At 63.7% G+C, this 17,232-nt stretch carries 15 protein-coding genes and 1 pseudogene; 10 read left to right on the plus strand and 6 right to left on the minus strand.

The window, feature by feature from the left end; genetic code table 11:
• The first annotated feature begins 7 nt into the window (after positions 1–7).
• Together GGQ68_RS17025 and GGQ68_RS17030 are read left to right on the plus strand one after the other, a co-directional pair.
• A complete protein-coding gene (locus tag GGQ68_RS17025; protein WP_183968128.1) occupies positions 8–1,036 on the plus strand; it encodes an ABC transporter permease in 1,029 nt (342 codons plus the stop codon).
• A gap of 129 nt (positions 1,037–1,165) precedes the next feature.
• Positions 1,166–2,110 (plus strand): D-ribose ABC transporter substrate-binding protein, encoded by a 945-nt coding sequence (locus GGQ68_RS17030; RefSeq protein ID WP_183968130.1) that lies wholly within the window; start codon positions 1,166–1,168, stop codon positions 2,108–2,110.
• 188 nt (positions 2,111–2,298) lie between these two features.
• On the opposite strand, the gene fba is transcribed toward GGQ68_RS17030, so the two are convergent.
• From fba to GGQ68_RS17050, 4 genes are all read right to left on the minus strand, one after another.
• On the minus strand, positions 2,299–3,333 hold the full coding sequence (gene fba, locus GGQ68_RS17035; RefSeq protein ID WP_183968132.1) for a class II fructose-bisphosphate aldolase: 1,035 nt from the start codon (positions 3,331–3,333) through the stop codon (positions 2,299–2,301).
• Complete coding sequence (locus GGQ68_RS17040) at positions 3,334–4,311, minus strand: class 1 fructose-bisphosphatase (RefSeq protein ID WP_183968134.1); 978 nt, start codon at positions 4,309–4,311, stop codon at positions 3,334–3,336. It lies immediately after the preceding gene.
• 66 nt (positions 4,312–4,377) lie between these two features.
• Positions 4,378–4,842 (minus strand): D-erythrulose-4-phosphate isomerase, encoded by a 465-nt coding sequence (gene derI / locus GGQ68_RS17045; RefSeq protein ID WP_183968136.1) that lies wholly within the window; start codon positions 4,840–4,842, stop codon positions 4,378–4,380.
• A gap of 29 nt (positions 4,843–4,871) precedes the next feature.
• Complete coding sequence (locus GGQ68_RS17050; RefSeq protein ID WP_183968138.1) at positions 4,872–5,636, minus strand: triose-phosphate isomerase; 765 nt, start codon at positions 5,634–5,636, stop codon at positions 4,872–4,874.
• A gap of 222 nt (positions 5,637–5,858) precedes the next feature.
• On the opposite strand from GGQ68_RS17050, the gene GGQ68_RS17055 reads away from it, so the two are divergent.
• Positions 5,859–7,205: a Y-family DNA polymerase gene (locus GGQ68_RS17055; protein ID WP_343055970.1), complete on the plus strand. Its 1,347-nt coding sequence runs from the start codon at positions 5,859–5,861 to the stop codon at positions 7,203–7,205.
• Positions 7,206–7,224: 19 nt separating this feature from the next.
• On the opposite strand, the gene GGQ68_RS17060 is transcribed toward GGQ68_RS17055, so the two are convergent.
• Complete coding sequence (locus GGQ68_RS17060) at positions 7,225–8,409, minus strand: MFS transporter (RefSeq protein WP_183968142.1); 1,185 nt, start codon at positions 8,407–8,409, stop codon at positions 7,225–7,227.
• A gap of 101 nt (positions 8,410–8,510) precedes the next feature.
• Between GGQ68_RS17060 and GGQ68_RS17065 the strand changes: the two genes are divergently transcribed.
• The 7 genes and pseudogenes from GGQ68_RS17065 (at position 8,511) to GGQ68_RS17090 (ending at position 15,874) form a co-directional block, all read left to right on the plus strand.
• Positions 8,511–9,107, plus strand: a complete 597-nt coding sequence (locus GGQ68_RS17065) for a TetR/AcrR family transcriptional regulator (RefSeq protein ID WP_183968144.1) — start codon at positions 8,511–8,513, stop codon at positions 9,105–9,107.
• A gap of 386 nt (positions 9,108–9,493) precedes the next feature.
• Complete coding sequence (locus GGQ68_RS17070) at positions 9,494–10,270, plus strand: carbon-nitrogen hydrolase family protein (protein WP_183968146.1); 777 nt, start codon at positions 9,494–9,496, stop codon at positions 10,268–10,270.
• Between the two features lie 63 nt (positions 10,271–10,333).
• The gene (locus tag GGQ68_RS17075) at positions 10,334–11,983 is read left to right on the plus strand and encodes a flavin monoamine oxidase family protein (RefSeq protein WP_183968148.1); all 1,650 of its coding nucleotides are present in this window, start codon (positions 10,334–10,336) and stop codon (positions 11,981–11,983) included.
• A 166-nt stretch (positions 11,984–12,149) separates the two neighbouring features.
• Complete coding sequence (locus GGQ68_RS17080) at positions 12,150–13,118, plus strand: TRAP transporter substrate-binding protein (protein ID WP_183968150.1); 969 nt, start codon at positions 12,150–12,152, stop codon at positions 13,116–13,118.
• Between the two features lie 110 nt (positions 13,119–13,228).
• A pseudogene (locus GGQ68_RS24340) lies at positions 13,229–13,672 on the plus strand (TRAP transporter small permease); the annotation flags it as partial.
• A gap of 138 nt (positions 13,673–13,810) precedes the next feature.
• The gene (locus tag GGQ68_RS17085) at positions 13,811–15,136 is read left to right on the plus strand and encodes a TRAP transporter large permease (protein WP_246429412.1); all 1,326 of its coding nucleotides are present in this window, start codon (positions 13,811–13,813) and stop codon (positions 15,134–15,136) included.
• A 54-nt stretch (positions 15,137–15,190) separates the two neighbouring features.
• Entirely contained in the window at positions 15,191–15,874 is a 684-nt protein-coding gene (locus GGQ68_RS17090; protein ID WP_183968154.1) for an aspartate/glutamate racemase family protein, read from the plus strand.
• 109 nt (positions 15,875–15,983) lie between these two features.
• On the opposite strand, the gene GGQ68_RS17095 is transcribed toward GGQ68_RS17090, so the two are convergent.
• A complete protein-coding gene (locus GGQ68_RS17095; protein WP_246429405.1) occupies positions 15,984–17,225 on the minus strand; it encodes a cysteine desulfurase-like protein in 1,242 nt (413 codons plus the stop codon).
• Positions 17,226–17,232 lie beyond the last annotated feature (7 nt).

A 17,232-nucleotide genomic window follows, 5' to 3' on the forward strand; every position in this document is an offset into this window, starting at 1 on the left:
GGCCGTCATGGCGGACATCACATCTACAAGCACGGGGTCGGGCGGAATGAACATTGGCAAGATCCTGTTGGAAGGCCGCGCGTTCTTTGCCCTTGTGGCGATCATCATCGTGTTTTCCATCCTGTCGCCGGTCTATTTCTCGGTGGGCAACTTCCTGATCATGTCGAGCCACGTCGCGATCTTTGGCCTGCTGGCGATCGGGATGCTGCTGGTGATCCTGAACGGCGGCATCGACCTGTCGGTCGGCTCTACCCTGGGTCTGTCCGGGGTGGTTGCGGGCGCGCTGATGCAAGGGGTGGAAATCCCTGCGGCGGGCGTGATCCTGTACCCGCCGGTCTGGGCGGTGGTCGTTTTGACGCTGTGCCTCGGGGCGTTTGTCGGGGCGATCAACGGCGTGCTGATCGCGTTCTTTCGCGTGCCGGCGTTCGTTGCGACGCTGGGGATGCTGTACGTGGCGCGCGGTGTGGCGCTTCTGATGACCAACGGTCTGACATTCAACAACCTTTCGGGATCCGAGGCGCTGGGAAACACGGGCTTTGACTGGCTGGGCTTCAACCGTATCGGCGGGGTCCCGATTGGCGTGATCGTGCTGGCGGTGGTGGCCGTGGTGGTTGGCGTGACCCTGGCGCGCACGGCGTTCGGTCGCTGGCTTTATGCCTCGGGCGGGAACGAGCGGGCGGCGGAGCTGTCCGGCGTGCCGACCAAGATGGTGCAGATCAGCGTCTATGTCCTGTCGGGCATGTGCGCGGCGATTGCCGGGCTTGTCCTGTCCTCGCAGCTGACCTCTGCCGGGCCGACCGCTGGCACCACCTATGAGCTGACGGCCATCGCGGCGGTGGTGATCGGGGGTGCGGCGCTGACCGGCGGCCGGGGCACGGTGCGCGGCACCATGCTGGGTGCCTTTGTCATCGGCTTTTTGTCCGACGGCCTCGTGATCATCGGCGTGTCGGCCTATTGGCAGACGGTGTTCACCGGTGCGGTGATCGTGCTCGCCGTGTTGCTCAACAGCCTCCAGTACGGCGGCAAGAAGCGCTGATCTATTCAGGAATTTCGCTTGCATCGCGGGCCGCAAAGGCTCGCGGACAAGGAAAGGTTGCCCGGAAGACGGGCACGGAAAGACCGCCCGGGGCACCGGGCAACCAACACTTAAAGGGAGGAACTATCCATGAAACTCACGAAACGCGCTCTGCTTGCTGCCGTCGCCACCCTGCCGCTGATGGCGGGCTCTGCCTGGGCGGATGGCCTGATCTCGATCATCGTGAACGACCCGGCGAACCCCTACTGGTTCACCGAAGGCGAAGTGGCGAAGGCCACCGCCGAAGAGCTGGGCTACGAGGCCAACGTCGCGGCGCACAAGGGCGACACCAACGCGGAATCCACGCTGGTCGACACCGCGATCACCAACCAGGCCAAGGCGATCATCCTTGACCCGGCGAATGCTGACGGCTCTGTCGGTGCGGTCAAAAAGGCGGTTGAGGCGGGCATCCCGGTCTTCATCGTGAACGCCGAGATCAACGAAAGCGGCCTGGCCAAGGCACAGCTGGTGTCCAACAACGCCCAGGGCGCGGCGCTGGGGGCAATGGCATGGGTCGATGCGATCGGCGGCGAGGGTTCCTTTGTCGAGCTGTTCGGCGCACCGTCCGACAACAATGCGCAGACCCGGTCCAATGGCTTTGAAACCGTGCTGTCGCAGTATCCCGATCTGGAGAAGAAAGCGCAGGAAGTGGCCAACTGGGACCGCACGCAGGGCTACACCAAGATGCAGTCCATGCTTCAGGCGAACCCCGACATCAAGGGCGTGATCTCTGGCAACGACGAGATGGCGCTTGGCGCGATTGCGGCGCTGAAGGAAGCGGGCAAGATGGACGGTATGGTCGTCGGCGGCTTTGACGGCTCCCCTGATTCAGTGGACGCGATCAAGGCGGGCGAGCTGACCTACACCGTGCTTCAGCCGGTTGCTGTGTTTGCCGAGGACGCGGTGCGTCAGGCGGATCACTTCATCACCACCGGCGAGCTGAAAGTGGCTGAAGAAAAACAGCTGTTCGACTGCATGCTGATCGATGAATCCAACGTCGACAACTACACTGCGGCCTTCACGCTGGAGCAGTAAGACTTTCTGAAATGCTATGGGAAAGGGGGCCGTCTGGCCCCCTTTTTCGTCTTGCGTGGTTTGGTTTTCCGGCGTGTCTTGAGGTCTCAAAACCGCGCGCGGTCTGGACCGGAGCGAGTGCCGTTGACAGGATGCCGAGCGGCGGAAGTTCGGGCGAGTGGTGCCCGACCGGCGGCCGCTAGCCCGCGTCAGTACCGCCGGGCCATAGCATCCAGTGCCAGCGGCGTGATCTTGTTCGCATGACCTGCGGTGCCGAAGGCCTCGAACCGGGCGCGGCAGAGGTCTTTCATCAAGGACAGGCCTTCTTTGAGATACTTGCGGGGATCGAACTCGCCGGGGTTTTCGGACAGCACGCGACGCACACCTGCCGTCATGGCCATGCGGTTGTCGGTGTCGATGTTCACCTTGCGCACGCCGGAGCGGATGCCGCGCTGGATTTCTTCGACCGGAACGCCCCAGGTGGGACGAATGTCGCCGCCGTAACTGTTGATGATCTGTTGCAGATCCTCGGGCACCGAGGACGAGCCGTGCATCACCAGATGGGTGTTGGGCAGACGGCGGTTGATCTCTTCGATGACGGTCATGGCGAGGATGTCGCCGTCCGGCTTGCGGGTGAATTTATACGCGCCGTGGCTGGTGCCCATGGCGACGGCCAGCGCGTCGACGCCGGTGTCCTTGACGAATTGTTCCGCCTCGGCGGGGTCGGTCAGAAGCTGGGCGTCGGACAGCTTTTCGGTGGCGCCGTGGCCGTCCTCCTGATCGCCCATGCCGGTTTCCAGTGAGCCGAGCACGCCCAGCTCCCCCTCGACGGAGACGCCACAGGCATGGGCCATCTCCGTCACGCGCCGGGTGATGTTCATGTTGTAGGCATAGTCGGCCGGCGTGGTGCCATCGGCCTGCAAGGAGCCATCCATCATCACGGAGGTAAACCCGTGCTGGATTGCCGTGGCGCAGGTGGGCAGGTCGTTGCCGTGGTCGAGGTGCATGCAGACGGGCACCTCCGGGAAGGTTTCCACCAGACCGTCGATCAGCCGCGCCAGCAGCCTGTCCCCCGCGTAGCTGCGCGCGCCGCGCGAGGCCGCCAGGATCACCGGCGCATTGGCCTCGCGCGCGGCGGTCATGATGGCGAGCCCCATCTCCATGTTGGAGATGTTGAAGGCGGGCACGGCGTAGCCATGCTCGGCGGCGTGGTCGAGCAACTGGCGCAGGGTGATACGGGCCATTCAGGTCTCCTGTAGATATCGGGCGATGGTGTCGACCTCCTCCGCCGCGCCAAAGATCAGGGCGACATTGGCATGCGGGTCGGCGGGGATCAGGTCGAGGATGCGGCGGGTGCCATCGGTGGCCTTGCCGCCGGCGGCTTCCATGAGAAAGGCGACGGGAACGGCCTCGTAGGCGAGGCGCAGGCGGCCATTTTCGTAGCCTTTGCGACGATCAGCGGGGTACAGAAACGCGCCGCCCGTCAGGATGATGCGATGCAATTCCCCCACTGCGGCGGCAAGCCAGCGCATGTTGAAATCGCGCCCGCGCGGACCGTCGGTGCCCAGCCGCAGATCGCGCGCCCAGGCCTGCAGTCCCTCGGGCCAGTGGCGCTCGTTGGAGGCGTTGTAGGCAAGGGTGGAGGCAGTGGGCTTCAGCATCACGTCGCGGGCTGCCTGGCGGAAGTCCTGCCCGTCGAAGGTGAAAATCTGGATGCCGCCGTTTGGAATGGGGCCGAGCGTGTAGCCAAAGTCGAGCGAATGGCCGAAGGATGCGTAGCCCGCGGCGATGGCCTCCGATCCGGGTCGGGCGAAATCCGCCGGGCCGGTGGGGTAGATCACGAACAGCATCCCCAAAGGCGCGCCGATCCCGATGGAGCCGGAGCCGTCAATCGGGTCGATGGCGATGTCATAGGCGCCGTTGGGATCAATCGTTTCGACCGCTTCGGCCTCTTCGGAGAGAAAGTGCTTTACCCCACAGCCGCGCATCTCCGCGAGGATGTGATCGTGCGCGCCGACGTCCAGCGCCTTTTGCGCATCGCCGCTGTCGTTGGTGCCCACAAGGGCGGCCGGGTCGCCCGGCAGTTTGCCCGCCGCGAGCCGTGCTGCAATGGCGGGCAGGGCGTGGGCCAGGGCGTTGATGATCCGGCCGGTGCCGTCCTCTGGCAGGCAGGCGGGCAGGATCGGCGCATGGCTCAGGGCGTCGTTGGGCAGGGTCAGCATGGGAAGCTCCGTTGGTGGCGCGGCGGGAAAGAGGAGGATCCGCCGCGCCGCCGGATATCACGCGTTTTAAGAGGAGACGTGATATTTCGCATCGAGCGCGTCGATGGCGCGCACGTTGTTGGCAGATTTGCCCTCCGGGTCAAAGGCCGCGCCAAGGAATGCATCGGCGATGTCCTTGGCCAGTTCGACGCCGACCACGCGCGCGCCCATGGTGATGACCTGCGCGTTGTTGGAGGTGGCTGCCTTGCCCGCGGAATAGGTGTCGTGGGTCTGCGCCGCACGGATGCCGGGCACCTTGTTGGCGCTCAGGCAGACGCCGATCCCGGTGCCGCAGCACAGGATGGCCTTGTCATAGGTGCCATCAAGCAGGCCCGCGCAGACGCGGTCGCTGAGGTTGGCGTAGTAATCGTCCAGCTCCGCCCCGACGCGGGAGGCCTCTGTCACCTGGTAGTTGGCGTTCTGCGACAGGTGGTCTGCGAGGGCTTTTGCGAGGGGTTCGCCGGCGCTGTCGCCGGCCACTGCGATCTTCATGTGGCGTTCCTCCGAAAGTTTGTGATTTATCACATTTTGTCCAGCGTCGCGGAGACGCGGGACAGGATGTCGAGATACCCTGCGATATCCCATGCGGAGCGACCGATAAAGAGGCCGTCGATATGGGCGCAGGCGATGAGTTCGGCGCAATTGTCGGGGTTGACCGAGCCGCCATACAGGCAGGGTACGCGACGCCCTAGAATGTCCTCGGCGGTGGCGATGATCTCTGCCTGCCTGGCGTCGGCATAGTCCGAGGTCGCGGGGATGCCGTTTTCGCCAATGGCCCAGACGGGTTCATAGGCAAGCCAGATCTCCGCGTCTTTCTGGTCGCCCGACAGGTTGCCAAGGGCGCTGCGGACTTCGTGCCCCAACACTTCGGTGGCGCGGCCCGCTTCGCGATCGTCCAGCGTTTCACCGATGCAAATCAGGGGGATAAGGCCGTGGCGCACGGCGGATTCGACCTTGAGACCGACGGTTTCGTTGGTTTCGCCGAAATGCGCGCGCCGTTCGGAGTGGCCGAGCTCGACGATATCGAGGCCGCAGTCCACCAGCATCGGCGCAGAGACTTCGCCGGTCCAGGCGCCTGCCTCGGCCCAATGCATGTTCTGGGCGCCGACCTTGGCCGGGCTGGAGGCGAGCATGGTGGCCACCTCGCGCACGGCGGTGAAGGGCGGGATGACGAAGGACTGGATGCGCGGGTCGAGATCGGCCTGCGCCAGGCCGTCTGCCCAGTCACGGGCCTCGGCCAGTGTTTTGTTCATCTTCCAGCTGGTGCCGACGCGAATCTGGGTCATGGCTGCGTATCCTCCCGCTTCTTGGAACAAGAAATACCATCAATACATAACAAAGCAACACAATAAATGTTACAAACCTTCACTGGCGCAGGGTCACATCGCTCCGGAGGCAACGCAGGTGTTGGATCGCTTCATGCGGCCACTTACCTTGTGTTCGAAAAGCGGGCATCCGGGAGCGTAGGGTCTACCATCCCGAAGACAGGCCGCGAGTGGAGAACCGCTGTGATCGCAGAGACTGACGGAGACGCGCGCGGAATTGAGCGCCTGTATCTTGACTTCGACAGCTTCTTTGCGTCCGCCGAGCAGCATTTCAATCCGTCGCTCAGGGGCAAGCCCTTGGGCGTCGTGCCGCTGGATTCCCCGAACACCAGTTGCATCGCTGTCAGCCGCGAGGCGAAGGCGCGCGGGGTGAAATCCGGGTGCTCGATCAAGGCCGCGCGACAGGTCATCCCCGACATGATTTTTGTCATCGCGCGCCACGACGTCTATGTGCGGCTGCACAAGCGCATCCTGACGGTCGTTGATGCGATCCTGCCCGTCGGGAAGGTCCGGTCCATCGATGAGCTGGTCTGCAATCTATTGCCCGAAGAGGCGGAGCAAGGCGCAGCCCTGTCCGCAACGATCAAGAGCGCGCTGGCGGAGGCCTTCAGCCCGCAGTTGACCTGTTCCATCGGCATGGCGCCGACAGAGCTTCTGGCCAAGATCGGCGCAGAGATGAACAAGCCGGACGGGTTCGCGCTGATCCACAGCACCGATTTGCCGGACAAGCTGGCCGATATGGAGATCACCGATCTGCCCGGCATCTCGAAGGGGATAGAGGCCCGGCTGGCGGCGGCGGGCGTTGCGGATTTCACCGCGCTCTGGTCGCTTGCGCCCAAACAGGCGCGCGCGATCTGGGGCAACGTGGAAGGGGAGCGGTTCTGGAACGGGTTGCACGGTTACCATTCGGAGCGGCCCGCGACCAAAAAGAGCATGTATGGCCATAGCAGGAACCTGCCGCAAGGCTGGCGCACCCCCGAACGGGTGGCCGCCTGTGCGCGGCAACTGACCCTGAGCGCCGCGCGCCGGTTGCGCCGCGAAGGCGGGCGCGCCACGCGGCTGACCGTGTCTTTGAGCGGTGAAGGGCCGCGCGGACGCGGCGCGCGCGATGGCGGCTGGAGCTGGGAAAGCGTCTTTCCGCCCGCCCGCGATGATCGGACCTTTTTGCGCGCGCTGGCCGAGGGGCTGGCGCAGGCGGGGCAATCGGCGCGATTTGCGCCACGTTCCGTCAGCGTGGTGATCCATGGATTGAAGGACGAGACGGAGTTGACGGGGGATCTTTTTGGCGGGTCGGTCGATCCGCACGGCGCGGGCGAAAACGATGCCACGCGTGCGAAGTGGGAAAAGGTCAGCGAGCTGCTGGATGATCTGCGCCGGTCGCACGGGGCGAAAGCGATTTCCTACGGGCTGCAGGAGGACATGCCCGGCGGCTACATCGGCGCCAAAATCGCGTTTGGTCGAATACCTGATGAGGAGGATTTCAGCGAAACGCCCGTCGCTGATGAACAGACCCGCTTTCTGTCATATTGAACGCGGGTCCGTGTTTCGTTCAGGCGCAGGCAAAGCCCGTTCTGCGCTCCCGGAAAACCACGACCGCGAGGATGGCGCCCACAAGCGCGGCCGCGGCAAAGACCATGAAGGCCATGTGGTATCCGCCTGCCTTGATCAACGGCTGCGACAGGATCGGAGAGATGAACTGTCCGATGAAGAGGCTGAAGGTCAGCGCCCCGGACGCCACGCCGTGATGGCGCATCGGCACCGCGTCGAGGGTCGAGTTGAGCAGCGTCGGCACGATCAGCCCCGGCCCCATGCCCACCAGCAGTGAGGCCACCGCAATCAGCGGCACAATTTCAACGTAGCCCAACGTGAAAAAGCCTGTTGCCAGCAACACGAAGCCCGCACCAAGCACGCCGCCGCGGCCAAGCGCCCGACGCAGCTTCGGGTAGACCATGGCAATGGTGCCGGCAGCAAAAGTCACGCAGACCATCATCAGGGCAGCGGTGCTGGGGTCGGTATGGCCCAGCTCTGCCAGATAGAAGGCGATTTGCGTCGGCAGAATGTAGAAGGTCGAAAACGACAACACCATCAGCAGCAGGCCGAGGCCCAGCACCATCGGCCAGCCGTCCTGTCCCGCGTCGGACGGATGGCTGCCGTCGGTGTCGGACTGGCTTTTGGGCTCATCCAGACACAGGTACAGGATCGGAAGATAGATCAGCCCCACCAGATAGAGCGCGAAGGGATAAAAGGACGAATGGTTCGCCAGAAACCCCGCCACCGCGATGAAGACCAGCCCGCCGAAGTTGATGAAGGTCATTTGCAGGCCCATGAACCTGCCGCGCTCTGGCCCGCGGAAATATTGCGCCACCAGTGCCGTCATTGCGGTCATCAGCATCGCGACGCCCATGCCCAGCAGCAGCCGTGTCGCCAGCAGGACTTCCAGCGACGGGGCCCACAGGCCCGCGCTGCCCGCGACGCCGAACAGGCCGCTGCCGATCATCAGCATCTTTTTGCGGCCAACGCGGTCCACCAGCAACCCCGCGAAGGGCGCGATGAGGGCCACCGTCAGCGAGGGCGCGGTGATCAGAAGGCGCGTCAGAAGATCGGCGTTCGGCGTCGCGGCAAAGTATTCCCCGATGCCCGGCAGTCCGGGGCTGATGATCGCATTGGACATGACTGTCAGTGTCGCCGCCAATAGCAACGCGACCGCGCGACGGTCCTTGAGAAGAGACCCCATAAGAGACACCTGCAGTGAGAGAGGAGATTACAATTTACAAAGTATGTAACTTGTAAGAAAATCACATACAAGCTTCAAGCAGGACGGAGAAGGTCGAAACGATGCCGCGCACAGGTCTCGCCCCGAAAGAGCTTAGACGTCGTGCAATCGAGGCGGCCATCCATCGCATCAAAACTGTCGGCTACGCCAAGTTGCGGGTCACGGATGTGGCCGCGGAACTGGATGTGAGCCATGCCGCGCTCTATGCCCATTTTTCAGGCAAGGCCGATCTTTTGGACGCGGTTGTGGGCCATTGGCTCGACGTGTCGCAAGAGGATCTGCGCGCGGCTGTGTCTGGCCGGGGGACGCCTGAGGAACGCCTGGAAAACTGGCTGATCCAGCGGCTGCGGCTGAAACGCGAAGCCGCGGTGAAGGACCCGGAATTGTACGAGGCCTATTGCCACGCGTCGGATCGGATGCGCGACGTGGTTCAACGGCACAAGATGCTTTGGCGCGACCAGATCGCCGTGCTGATCGTTCAGGCCATCCCCGACATCAAAGACCCCACACATGCCGCGCGGCTGGTGCAATCGGCGCTGTACGGCTTCAACCACCCCCGGTTGGTGCTCGATGATCTGGACACGCCGTCAGATGAGGTCGAGACCCGGCTGCGCGATGTCCTGCATACCCTGATCGCCGGGCTGCGCGTCGCGTCGTGATCCCGGCGGGATCCTGCGCGCAGAGGAGCGGTGTTTTCGTGAGCGGCGTGCTCGGTGTCAGGTGAGGCTGCTTGGCTTTCGCGCCGGAACCTGACGGAAAACGCTGTGCAGACGGCAAATTGGTGGCGAGTTGCGACGCCTCGGTGGGGGCTGAACCTTGAACGCTGCTTTTCCATGCGCCCGGACGATCTGTTCCTGAACGGGAGCGCGTTGTCGCCCGCAGACGGTGACGCGGACCGGGTGTCGCGACGTTCCTGCTGGCGCCGCTGCCGATCTGCATGGTTTATGGTATGCGGGTGATGGCGCCACGAACACGTCACCACAATGCCGCCAGCAGAGAGGACAGACCCGATGGTCACGACACCCCAAGCCAAAGCGCGGCGCGCATGAGGCTCGCCATATTGCAATGTCCCGCAGCTGGTGGTGACCGGAGCGCCGCAGAGGCCCGCCTGACAGAGGCGCTGACCGCCGCCGGACAAGCGGGCTGTGACCTGCTGCTTGCGCCAGAGCTGATGCTGCCCGGATACAATTGCCCGGAAACCCATGCCCGAGAGGCCCGCAGCTTTGATGAGATGTGCACCGATCTGGCGCGCATGGCGTCCGCATCGGGATGCGGGGTGGTGACCGGCTGGGTCGAGCGTGACGGCGACACGCTGTATAACGTCGCCACTGCCATCAGCGCAGAGGGCGCGGTGCTCGCGCATCACCGCAAATGCATGTTGTTCGGGGATATGGAACGGGCGGGCTTTGCACGGGGGACGGGTGCGCCGTGTCGGTTCGACTATCGCGGTCGCCGCTTTGGTCTGCTGATTTGCTACGAGATCGAGTTTCCCGAGCTTGCGCGTGATCTGGCCCGCAGTGGGGCAGAGGTGATGCTGGTGCCCACCGCCAACCCCGCCGGGTTCGAGCATGTGCAGCGCATCCTGCTGCCCGCCCGCGCCAATGAAAACCGCGCCTTTGTGGCATATGCAAACTTTTGCGGCACGGAAAACGGTATGACGTACTCGGGGCGATCCTTGCTGGCCGGGCCGGATGGCGAGACGATCATGGCCGCCGGGCAGGCCCCTGCCTTGCTGATCGGCGAGCTGCCGCAGATCGGGGACTATCCGCAAGATGTGCTGTCGATACAGGCGCAGGACCTTGACGAGATGCAGCGCGGCTGACCCTTCACACAGATCACGGAGATCGCGCGGTAAGACGCGCGCCGCAGAACGAGGACACCGACCATGACCAATGCGCCGCTCACTGCCTTTGGGCCGGATTTTCCCTTTTCCTACGAGGATTGGATCACCCATCCCGCCGGGACGGGCACGATCCCGAAGGATGCGCTTGGCGAACCTGTGGCGATCATTGGCGCGGGTGCGGCCGGGGTGATTGCAGGCTTCGAGCTGATGAAAATGGGCCTGCGCCCGGTGTTCTACGAATCCGCGCGGTTCGGGGGGCGGCTGCGCTCCAAGCCGTTCGAGGGCACCAATGGCGTCATCGCGGAACTGGGCGGAATGCGCTTCCCGGTGTCGTCCAAGGGGTTTTACCATTACCTCGACCTGACAGGATGCGAGACGCGGCCCTTTCCCAACCCGCTGACCCCCGCGTCGGGATCGACCGTGATCGATCTGGAGGGCGAGACGCATTTCGCGCGAACATTGCAGGATCTGCCCCCGCTCTACCGCGACATTGCCGCCGCGTATGACGAGGCGCTCGCCAATCAGGCGGCGTTCCCCGAGTTGCAGGCGGCGATCAAGGCCAAGGATATCGCCGCGATCAAGTCGATCTGGGATCCGCTGGTGGCGGACTGGGATGAGCGGACCTTTTATGATTTCGTTGCCCATTCCGACGCCTTCCAGAAGCTGGATTTCCAGCATCGTGAAGTCTTTGGCCAGGTGGGCTTTGGCACTGGCGGCTGGGACAGCGACTTCCCGAATTCCATGCTGGAAATCCTGCGGGTCAACCTGCTGGGGCTGGATGATGAGCAGCGCTACGTCGTTGGCGGCGTCGAACAGATGCTGCACAAGCTGTGGCACACCGCCCCCGATTGCGCCCATTGGCCCCAGGGCACGACGCTTGCGCAGCTCAACGGTGGGGCGACGCGCAGCCGCGCAACCGCGCTCAGCCGCGCGGGTGACATGATCCGAGTCAGCGACCAATGGGGCAACGAGGACAGCTATGCCGCCGTGCTGGCCACCTGTCAGACCCACTTGCTGACCACCGCTATCGACGTCGAAGAGGCGCTGTTCGCGCAGAAGATCTGGATGGCGCTCGACCGCACGCGCTACATGCAGTCGGCCAAGACATTCGTCATGGTGGACCGTCCCTTCTGGAACGACATCGACCCGGCCACGGGGCGTCCTCTCATGTCCATGACGCTGACCGACCGCCACACGCGGGGCACCTATTTCTTTGACAACGGGCCGGATCAGCCCAGCGTCATCTGCCTGAGTTATTCGTGGATGACCGATGCGCTGAAGGTCCTGCCGCTGTCGGACGAAAAGCGTGTCGATCTGGCGCTGAAGGCTTTGGCCAAGATCTACCCCGGCGTCGATATCGCACGGCACATTCGGGGCGCGCCGATCTGCGTCAGCTGGGAGGCCGACGAGAACTTCCTCGGAGCCTTCAAGGGCGCTTTGCCCGGACACTATCGGTACAATCGCCGCATTTACGGGCATTTCATGCAAGACGCGCTGCCGGATCAGGAAAAGGGGCTTTTTCTGGCGGGCGACGGGGTCAGCTGGACGCCCGCCTGGGTCGAGGGGGCGGTTCAGACCGGTTTGAACGCGGTTTGGGGCATAATGACTCATTTCGGCGGCCAGACGTCCGCGCAAAACCCCGGGCCGGGCGATCTGTATCCAGAACGCGCGCCCGTCAGGCTGCCCGATTAGATCGCACCGGGTTGATCTCGCATCCTGTCATGTCATGGTGGTCGACACGTTTCATATGTCGCGTGAGGCGCCGATCTGCCAAACCCCGACTGTGAAGTGCCAAAACAACAGGGAAAGCGTCGACAAGGCGTGCCCGACCACCAAAACAACAACAGAGAGACCCGCCATGAAATTCACATCACTTTCCATCCTCGCCGCGACCACCGTCCTGGCCGGTGCTGCCACCGCCGAGACATGGGACATGCCGATGGCTTACCCGGCCTCCAACTACCACACCGAGAACGCGCAGACCTTTGCTGACGCGGTCGCAGAGTGCACGGGCGGTGAGCTGGAAATCGTGATCCACGCTGGCGGCTCGCTGTTCAAGGGCGACGAGATCAAGCGCGCCGTTCAGCTGGGAGAGGCCCAGATCGGCGAGCGCCTGCTGTCCGCTCACGCCAACGAAGACGCGATCTTTGCCTATGATTCCGTGCCGTTTCTGGCCACGTCCTTCGAGGCGTCCGAGAAGCTGCGCGAGGCGGCGCTGCCCACCCTGAGCGAGGTCCTGGCCGATCAGAACATCGTACCGCTGTATTCCGTGCCGTGGCCGCCGCAGGGTCTGTATTTCTCCAAGCCCGTTTCCGAGCCGTCGGAAATGGAGGGTGTGAAGTTCCGCGCCTACAACTCGATCACCGCACGGGTGGCAGAGCTGTCCGGCATGGTTCCGACCCAGATCGAAGCCGCCGACCTGAAACAGGCGCTGGCCACGGGCGTTGTGTCCTCGATGATTTCCTCCGGCTCCACCGGTGTGGACGAAAGCGTCTGGGAAGACATGACCAACTTCTACGACGTCAAGGCCTGGCTGCCGCGCAACACGGTGTTCGCCAGCAAGGACGCTTTTGAGGGCCTGTCAGACGAGGTGCGCACCTGCCTGACCGACGAAGCCGAAAAGGCGCAGGCCCGTGGCACCGAAAAGGCGGCGGAGCTTGCAGGCGGTTTCGTGGACACGCTCGCCTCCAATGGTATGGACGTGAACCCGCCCAGCGACGCGGTGACGGCCAAGCTCAAGGAGATCGGTGAGACCATGACATCGGAGTGGCTCGAAACCACCGGCGAGAAAGGCCAGACGATCATCGACGCCTACAAGGCTGACTGATCCGGCGCGACACCGGGGCGGAGCCTCCCTTGGCGGGCTTCGCTTCGGTGTGACATTCCATGACACATGCGATCGCCGTTCCACCGGGGTCCGACACGTAAAGGTTGCTCATGCGCCAAACCTTCGACCGTATTTACACCCTGTCCCGCCTCGGAGCCTCGCTGTCGCTCATCGCGATCCTGTGCCTTGTGGTGGCGCAGATGGTCAGTCGCTGGCTGGGCGTCCTGTTTCCCGGTGGGGCCAATTACGCGGGATATGCCATGGCGGCGGCGTCGTTTCTGGCGCTCGCGGACACGTTTCGCCACAACGAACACATTCGCGTTGGCATGGTGATCGAGCGCAGTGGTCGCTGGCGCAGGGGCTTTGAGATCTGGTGCTACACCGTCGGTGCCGTGATCGCCTTGTTTTTTGCGTGGTATGCGGTTGAGACACCCTTTTTAAGCCACAAGATCAATGACGTCAGCCAGGGTCAGGACGGCACGCCCCTGTGGATTCCGCAGCTTGCCATGGCGGCCGGGGCCGTGTTGCTGGCCATCGCCATGCTCGACAGCCTGCTGTCCATTCTCTTTCGCGACGGGCTTGGCGTCGACGCGCCGACCAAGCCGATGCTGCAAGACGCGCTGAAATCCATAAAGCCGCGTCTGATGCTCTTTGCGCTGAGCGCCTTGGTGATCTACGCCGCCGTCACACTGATGACCGGCTTTGACCGTGACGCCGTGGGGCTGAAGATCGGCGTCTTTCTGTTCGTGCTGTTCTTTCTGCTTGGGTCGGGGCTTTGGGTGGGGCTGGCGCTGATGGGTGTCGCCTATATGGGCATGATCGGTTTCACCCCGCGCAATCCCGGCAGCTCCATGAGCATCACGGTCTGGACCTCTGCTTCGAGCTGGACGCTGACCTCACTGCCGCTGTTCATCTGGATGGGCGAAATCCTGTACCGCACCCGGCTGTCCGAAGACATGTTCAAGGGGCTCGCGCCGTGGCTGGCGCGCTTTCCCGGCGGCCTGCTGCATTCCAACGTGGTGGGCTGCACGGTCTTTGCGGCGGTGTCCGGGTCCTCGGCGGCGACGCTGACCACCGTGGGCAAGATGTCGATCCCGGAGCTGCGCAAACGTGGCTACCCGGAATTCATGATCGTGGGGACCCTGGCCGGGGCGGCGACGCTGGGCCTGATGATCCCGCCCTCGCTGACGCTGATCGTCTATGGGGTCACCGTGCAGCAAAGCGTCACCAGCCTGTTCATGGCCGGGGTCATTCCGGGCATCGTGCTGGCAACCATGTTCATGGCCTACATCGCCATCTGGTCGATGATCCGCAAGGATCAGGCCCCCGATCCGGAACCGGACACCACCTTCACCGAAAAGCTGCGCACCTCGACCCTGCTGATCCCGGTCATTGCCCTGATCGCGATTGTCATCGGCTCGATGTACCTTGGTATTGCCACGGCGACCGAAGCGGCGGCCTTTGGCGTCATTGGCGCGCTGGTTCTGGCCGCGATGCAAGGGTCGCTGGATTGGGAGGCCTTCCGCCAAAGCCTGACCGGCGCCACGCGGACCTCTGCCATGATTGCGCTGATCCTGATGGGGGCGAGCTTTCTGACGCTGGCGATGGGCTTTACCGGCGTGCCGCGCGCCCTGGCAGAGGTGATCAGTGCGTGGAACCTGTCCCCGGTGGCGCTGATCGCAGCCCTGACCGTTTTCTACATCATCATCGGCATGTTCCTTGACGGGATCTCTGCGGTGGTGCTGACCATGGCGATCATCGAGCCGATGATCCGGGCCGCGGGCATTGACCTGATCTGGTTCGGAATTTTCATCGTTGTCGTGGTTGAGATGGCGCAGATCACGCCGCCGGTTGGCTTTAACCTCTTTGTTCTGCAAGGCATGACCCGGCACGACATGAGCTACATCGCCCGCACGGCCATTCCGATGTTTCTGATCATGGTCGTGATGGTGGGCATTCTGGTTGCCTTTCCGGGGCTTGCCACCTGGCTGCCCGAGACCGTACAGGCACGGCAATAACACGGCGGGGCGCGCACCGGCCGGGTGCGCGTCACGCTGTCTGATAGGTGTTTCATGGCCCGTTTTATCGGGATTCTCAGTCTCGACACCCGATTTCCCCGCATCGTCGGGGACGCGGGCAACGTCGAAAGCTACCATCTGCCGGCCCGCGTGCGCGTGGTGCCGGGGGCGGGCAGCCCTGACATCGTCAAGGACGGGCGACCCGCGCCGGAGCTGGTCGCAGGTTTTCGTGATGCCGCGCACGCACTGGTGGACGAGGGCGCTTGCCTCATCACCTCCACCTGCGGGTTCCTCATCACGGTGCAGCGCGACATCGCGGCAAGCCTTCCCGTGCCGGTGCTGCTGTCGGGGCTTAGCCTGCTGCCCACGGTGCGCCAGATGGTTGGCGGGCGTCCGGTGGGGGTGCTGACCGCCTCCGCCACGGCACTGGGGCCGGACGCGATCCGCGCCGCGGGCGTCACGCCTGATGACGTGCGCATCGCGGGAATGCAGGACAGTCCGTTGTTTACAGGCACGTTTTTGGCCCCAAAGACCAGTCAGCGCGCGACCTTTGATACGGCAGAGATGCAGCGGGAGGTCTGTGAGAGCGCCCTGGCCTTGCTGCGGGCCAGTCCGGAAATCGCGGCCATCGTTCTGGAATGCGGCAACCTGCCGCCCTACGCCGAGGCCATTCGGGCGGCCACCGCCAGGCCGGTCTTTTCCATCCTTGATGCGGCGCGCCTTGTGGGCGGGGTCTAGGCCGGGAAAACGATGCCGACGTCGAAGCGGTGGCGGGCTTGTGCAACCGGCGATAAGCCCGCCCCGTCAGGCATTTGCCGCCGCTATGACGGTGCGGCTGGTCCGGTCCTTACGCGGTCTGCTTCGACATTTCGCGCACAATCTGATCGAGCGCGGCAGTCAGTCGGTCAATTTCGGCCACCGTGTTGTAATGAACCATGGAGACGCGCAGCACACCGCCGTCGTGCGTTTCGCCGAGCATCTCAGCCAATCTGCGCGAATGGAAATCGCCATGCCGGATCGCGACGCGATGGGCGTCCATCGCACGGCAGATTGCCTCTGAATTCAATCCGTCAAAGCGGAAGGCAATGGTCGGCACGCGGCTGTTGTCGGGGTTGGTCGCCGCGCCAATGATCTGACAGTCGTTGCGCCCGCGTAGCCATGCCAACAGGTGATCGGTGAGGACCTGTTCCTGCAAGGCCACGGCCTCGAAACCACGTTCCAGCGCCTCGCGGTCCTCTCCGCCGCCCAAGGCAGACAGATACGCGACCACGGCGGTTGTCGAATAGGCCAGTTCATAGTTCGGATTGCCGGGTTCGAGTTTGCCGGGGACTTTGTCCTTGCCGTAGAAGTAGTGATACAGCCCGTCGAGAGACGCCAGCAGGTCGTATTTCCCGTACATGATCGCGGTGTGTGGACCGTAGCACTTGTAAAGGCTGAAGATGTAGTAATCCACGTCCCATCCGGTCACGTCGATGGCGCGGTGCGGCGCGTAGGCGACCCCGTCCACGACGATCTTGGCGCCATGGCAATGCACGGCCTCGGCAATCGCGGCCACGTCGTTGATCTGGCCGAGGATGTTGGAGACGTGATGCACGCAGACCAGCCTGGTCCGCTCAGTCATCAGCGGCTCCAGATCCTCAAGGCGCAGGCTGCCGCTGGCGGTATCGAAGGGCCAGACGACGATCTTGACGCCGAATTCTTCCAGCCGCAGCCAGGGACCGATGTTGGATTCATGGTCCGCGTGGGTCACGATGACTTCGTCGCCGGGTTGGAACTGGCTGCGCATGGCGGCGACAAGGGTCTGCATCAGCACGGTGGTGGAGGGGCCAAAGACGATCTCTTCGGGGCGGGTGGCATTCACCAGCGTCTGCGCGGCGCGGCGGCCGTCCATCAACGCCTCGGCGGCGGCGCGCGAGATTTCGTAGCTGCCACCGATCTGCACATCGCGATGGGTCAGGAATTCGGTGATGCGGTCAATCACCGTCTGAAGGGTCTGCGAGCCACCGGCATTGTCGAAAAATGCCCAGTCCTTGGCCAGCGCGGGGAATTGGCCTCTGACATGGGCCATATCCAGATGATCTTGGGGCATGGGAGGG

Origin of the sequence: Sagittula marina (assembly GCF_014196795.1) — a bacterium.
In the GTDB taxonomy this organism is placed as follows: Bacteria; Pseudomonadota; Alphaproteobacteria; order Rhodobacterales; family Rhodobacteraceae; genus Sagittula; species Sagittula marina.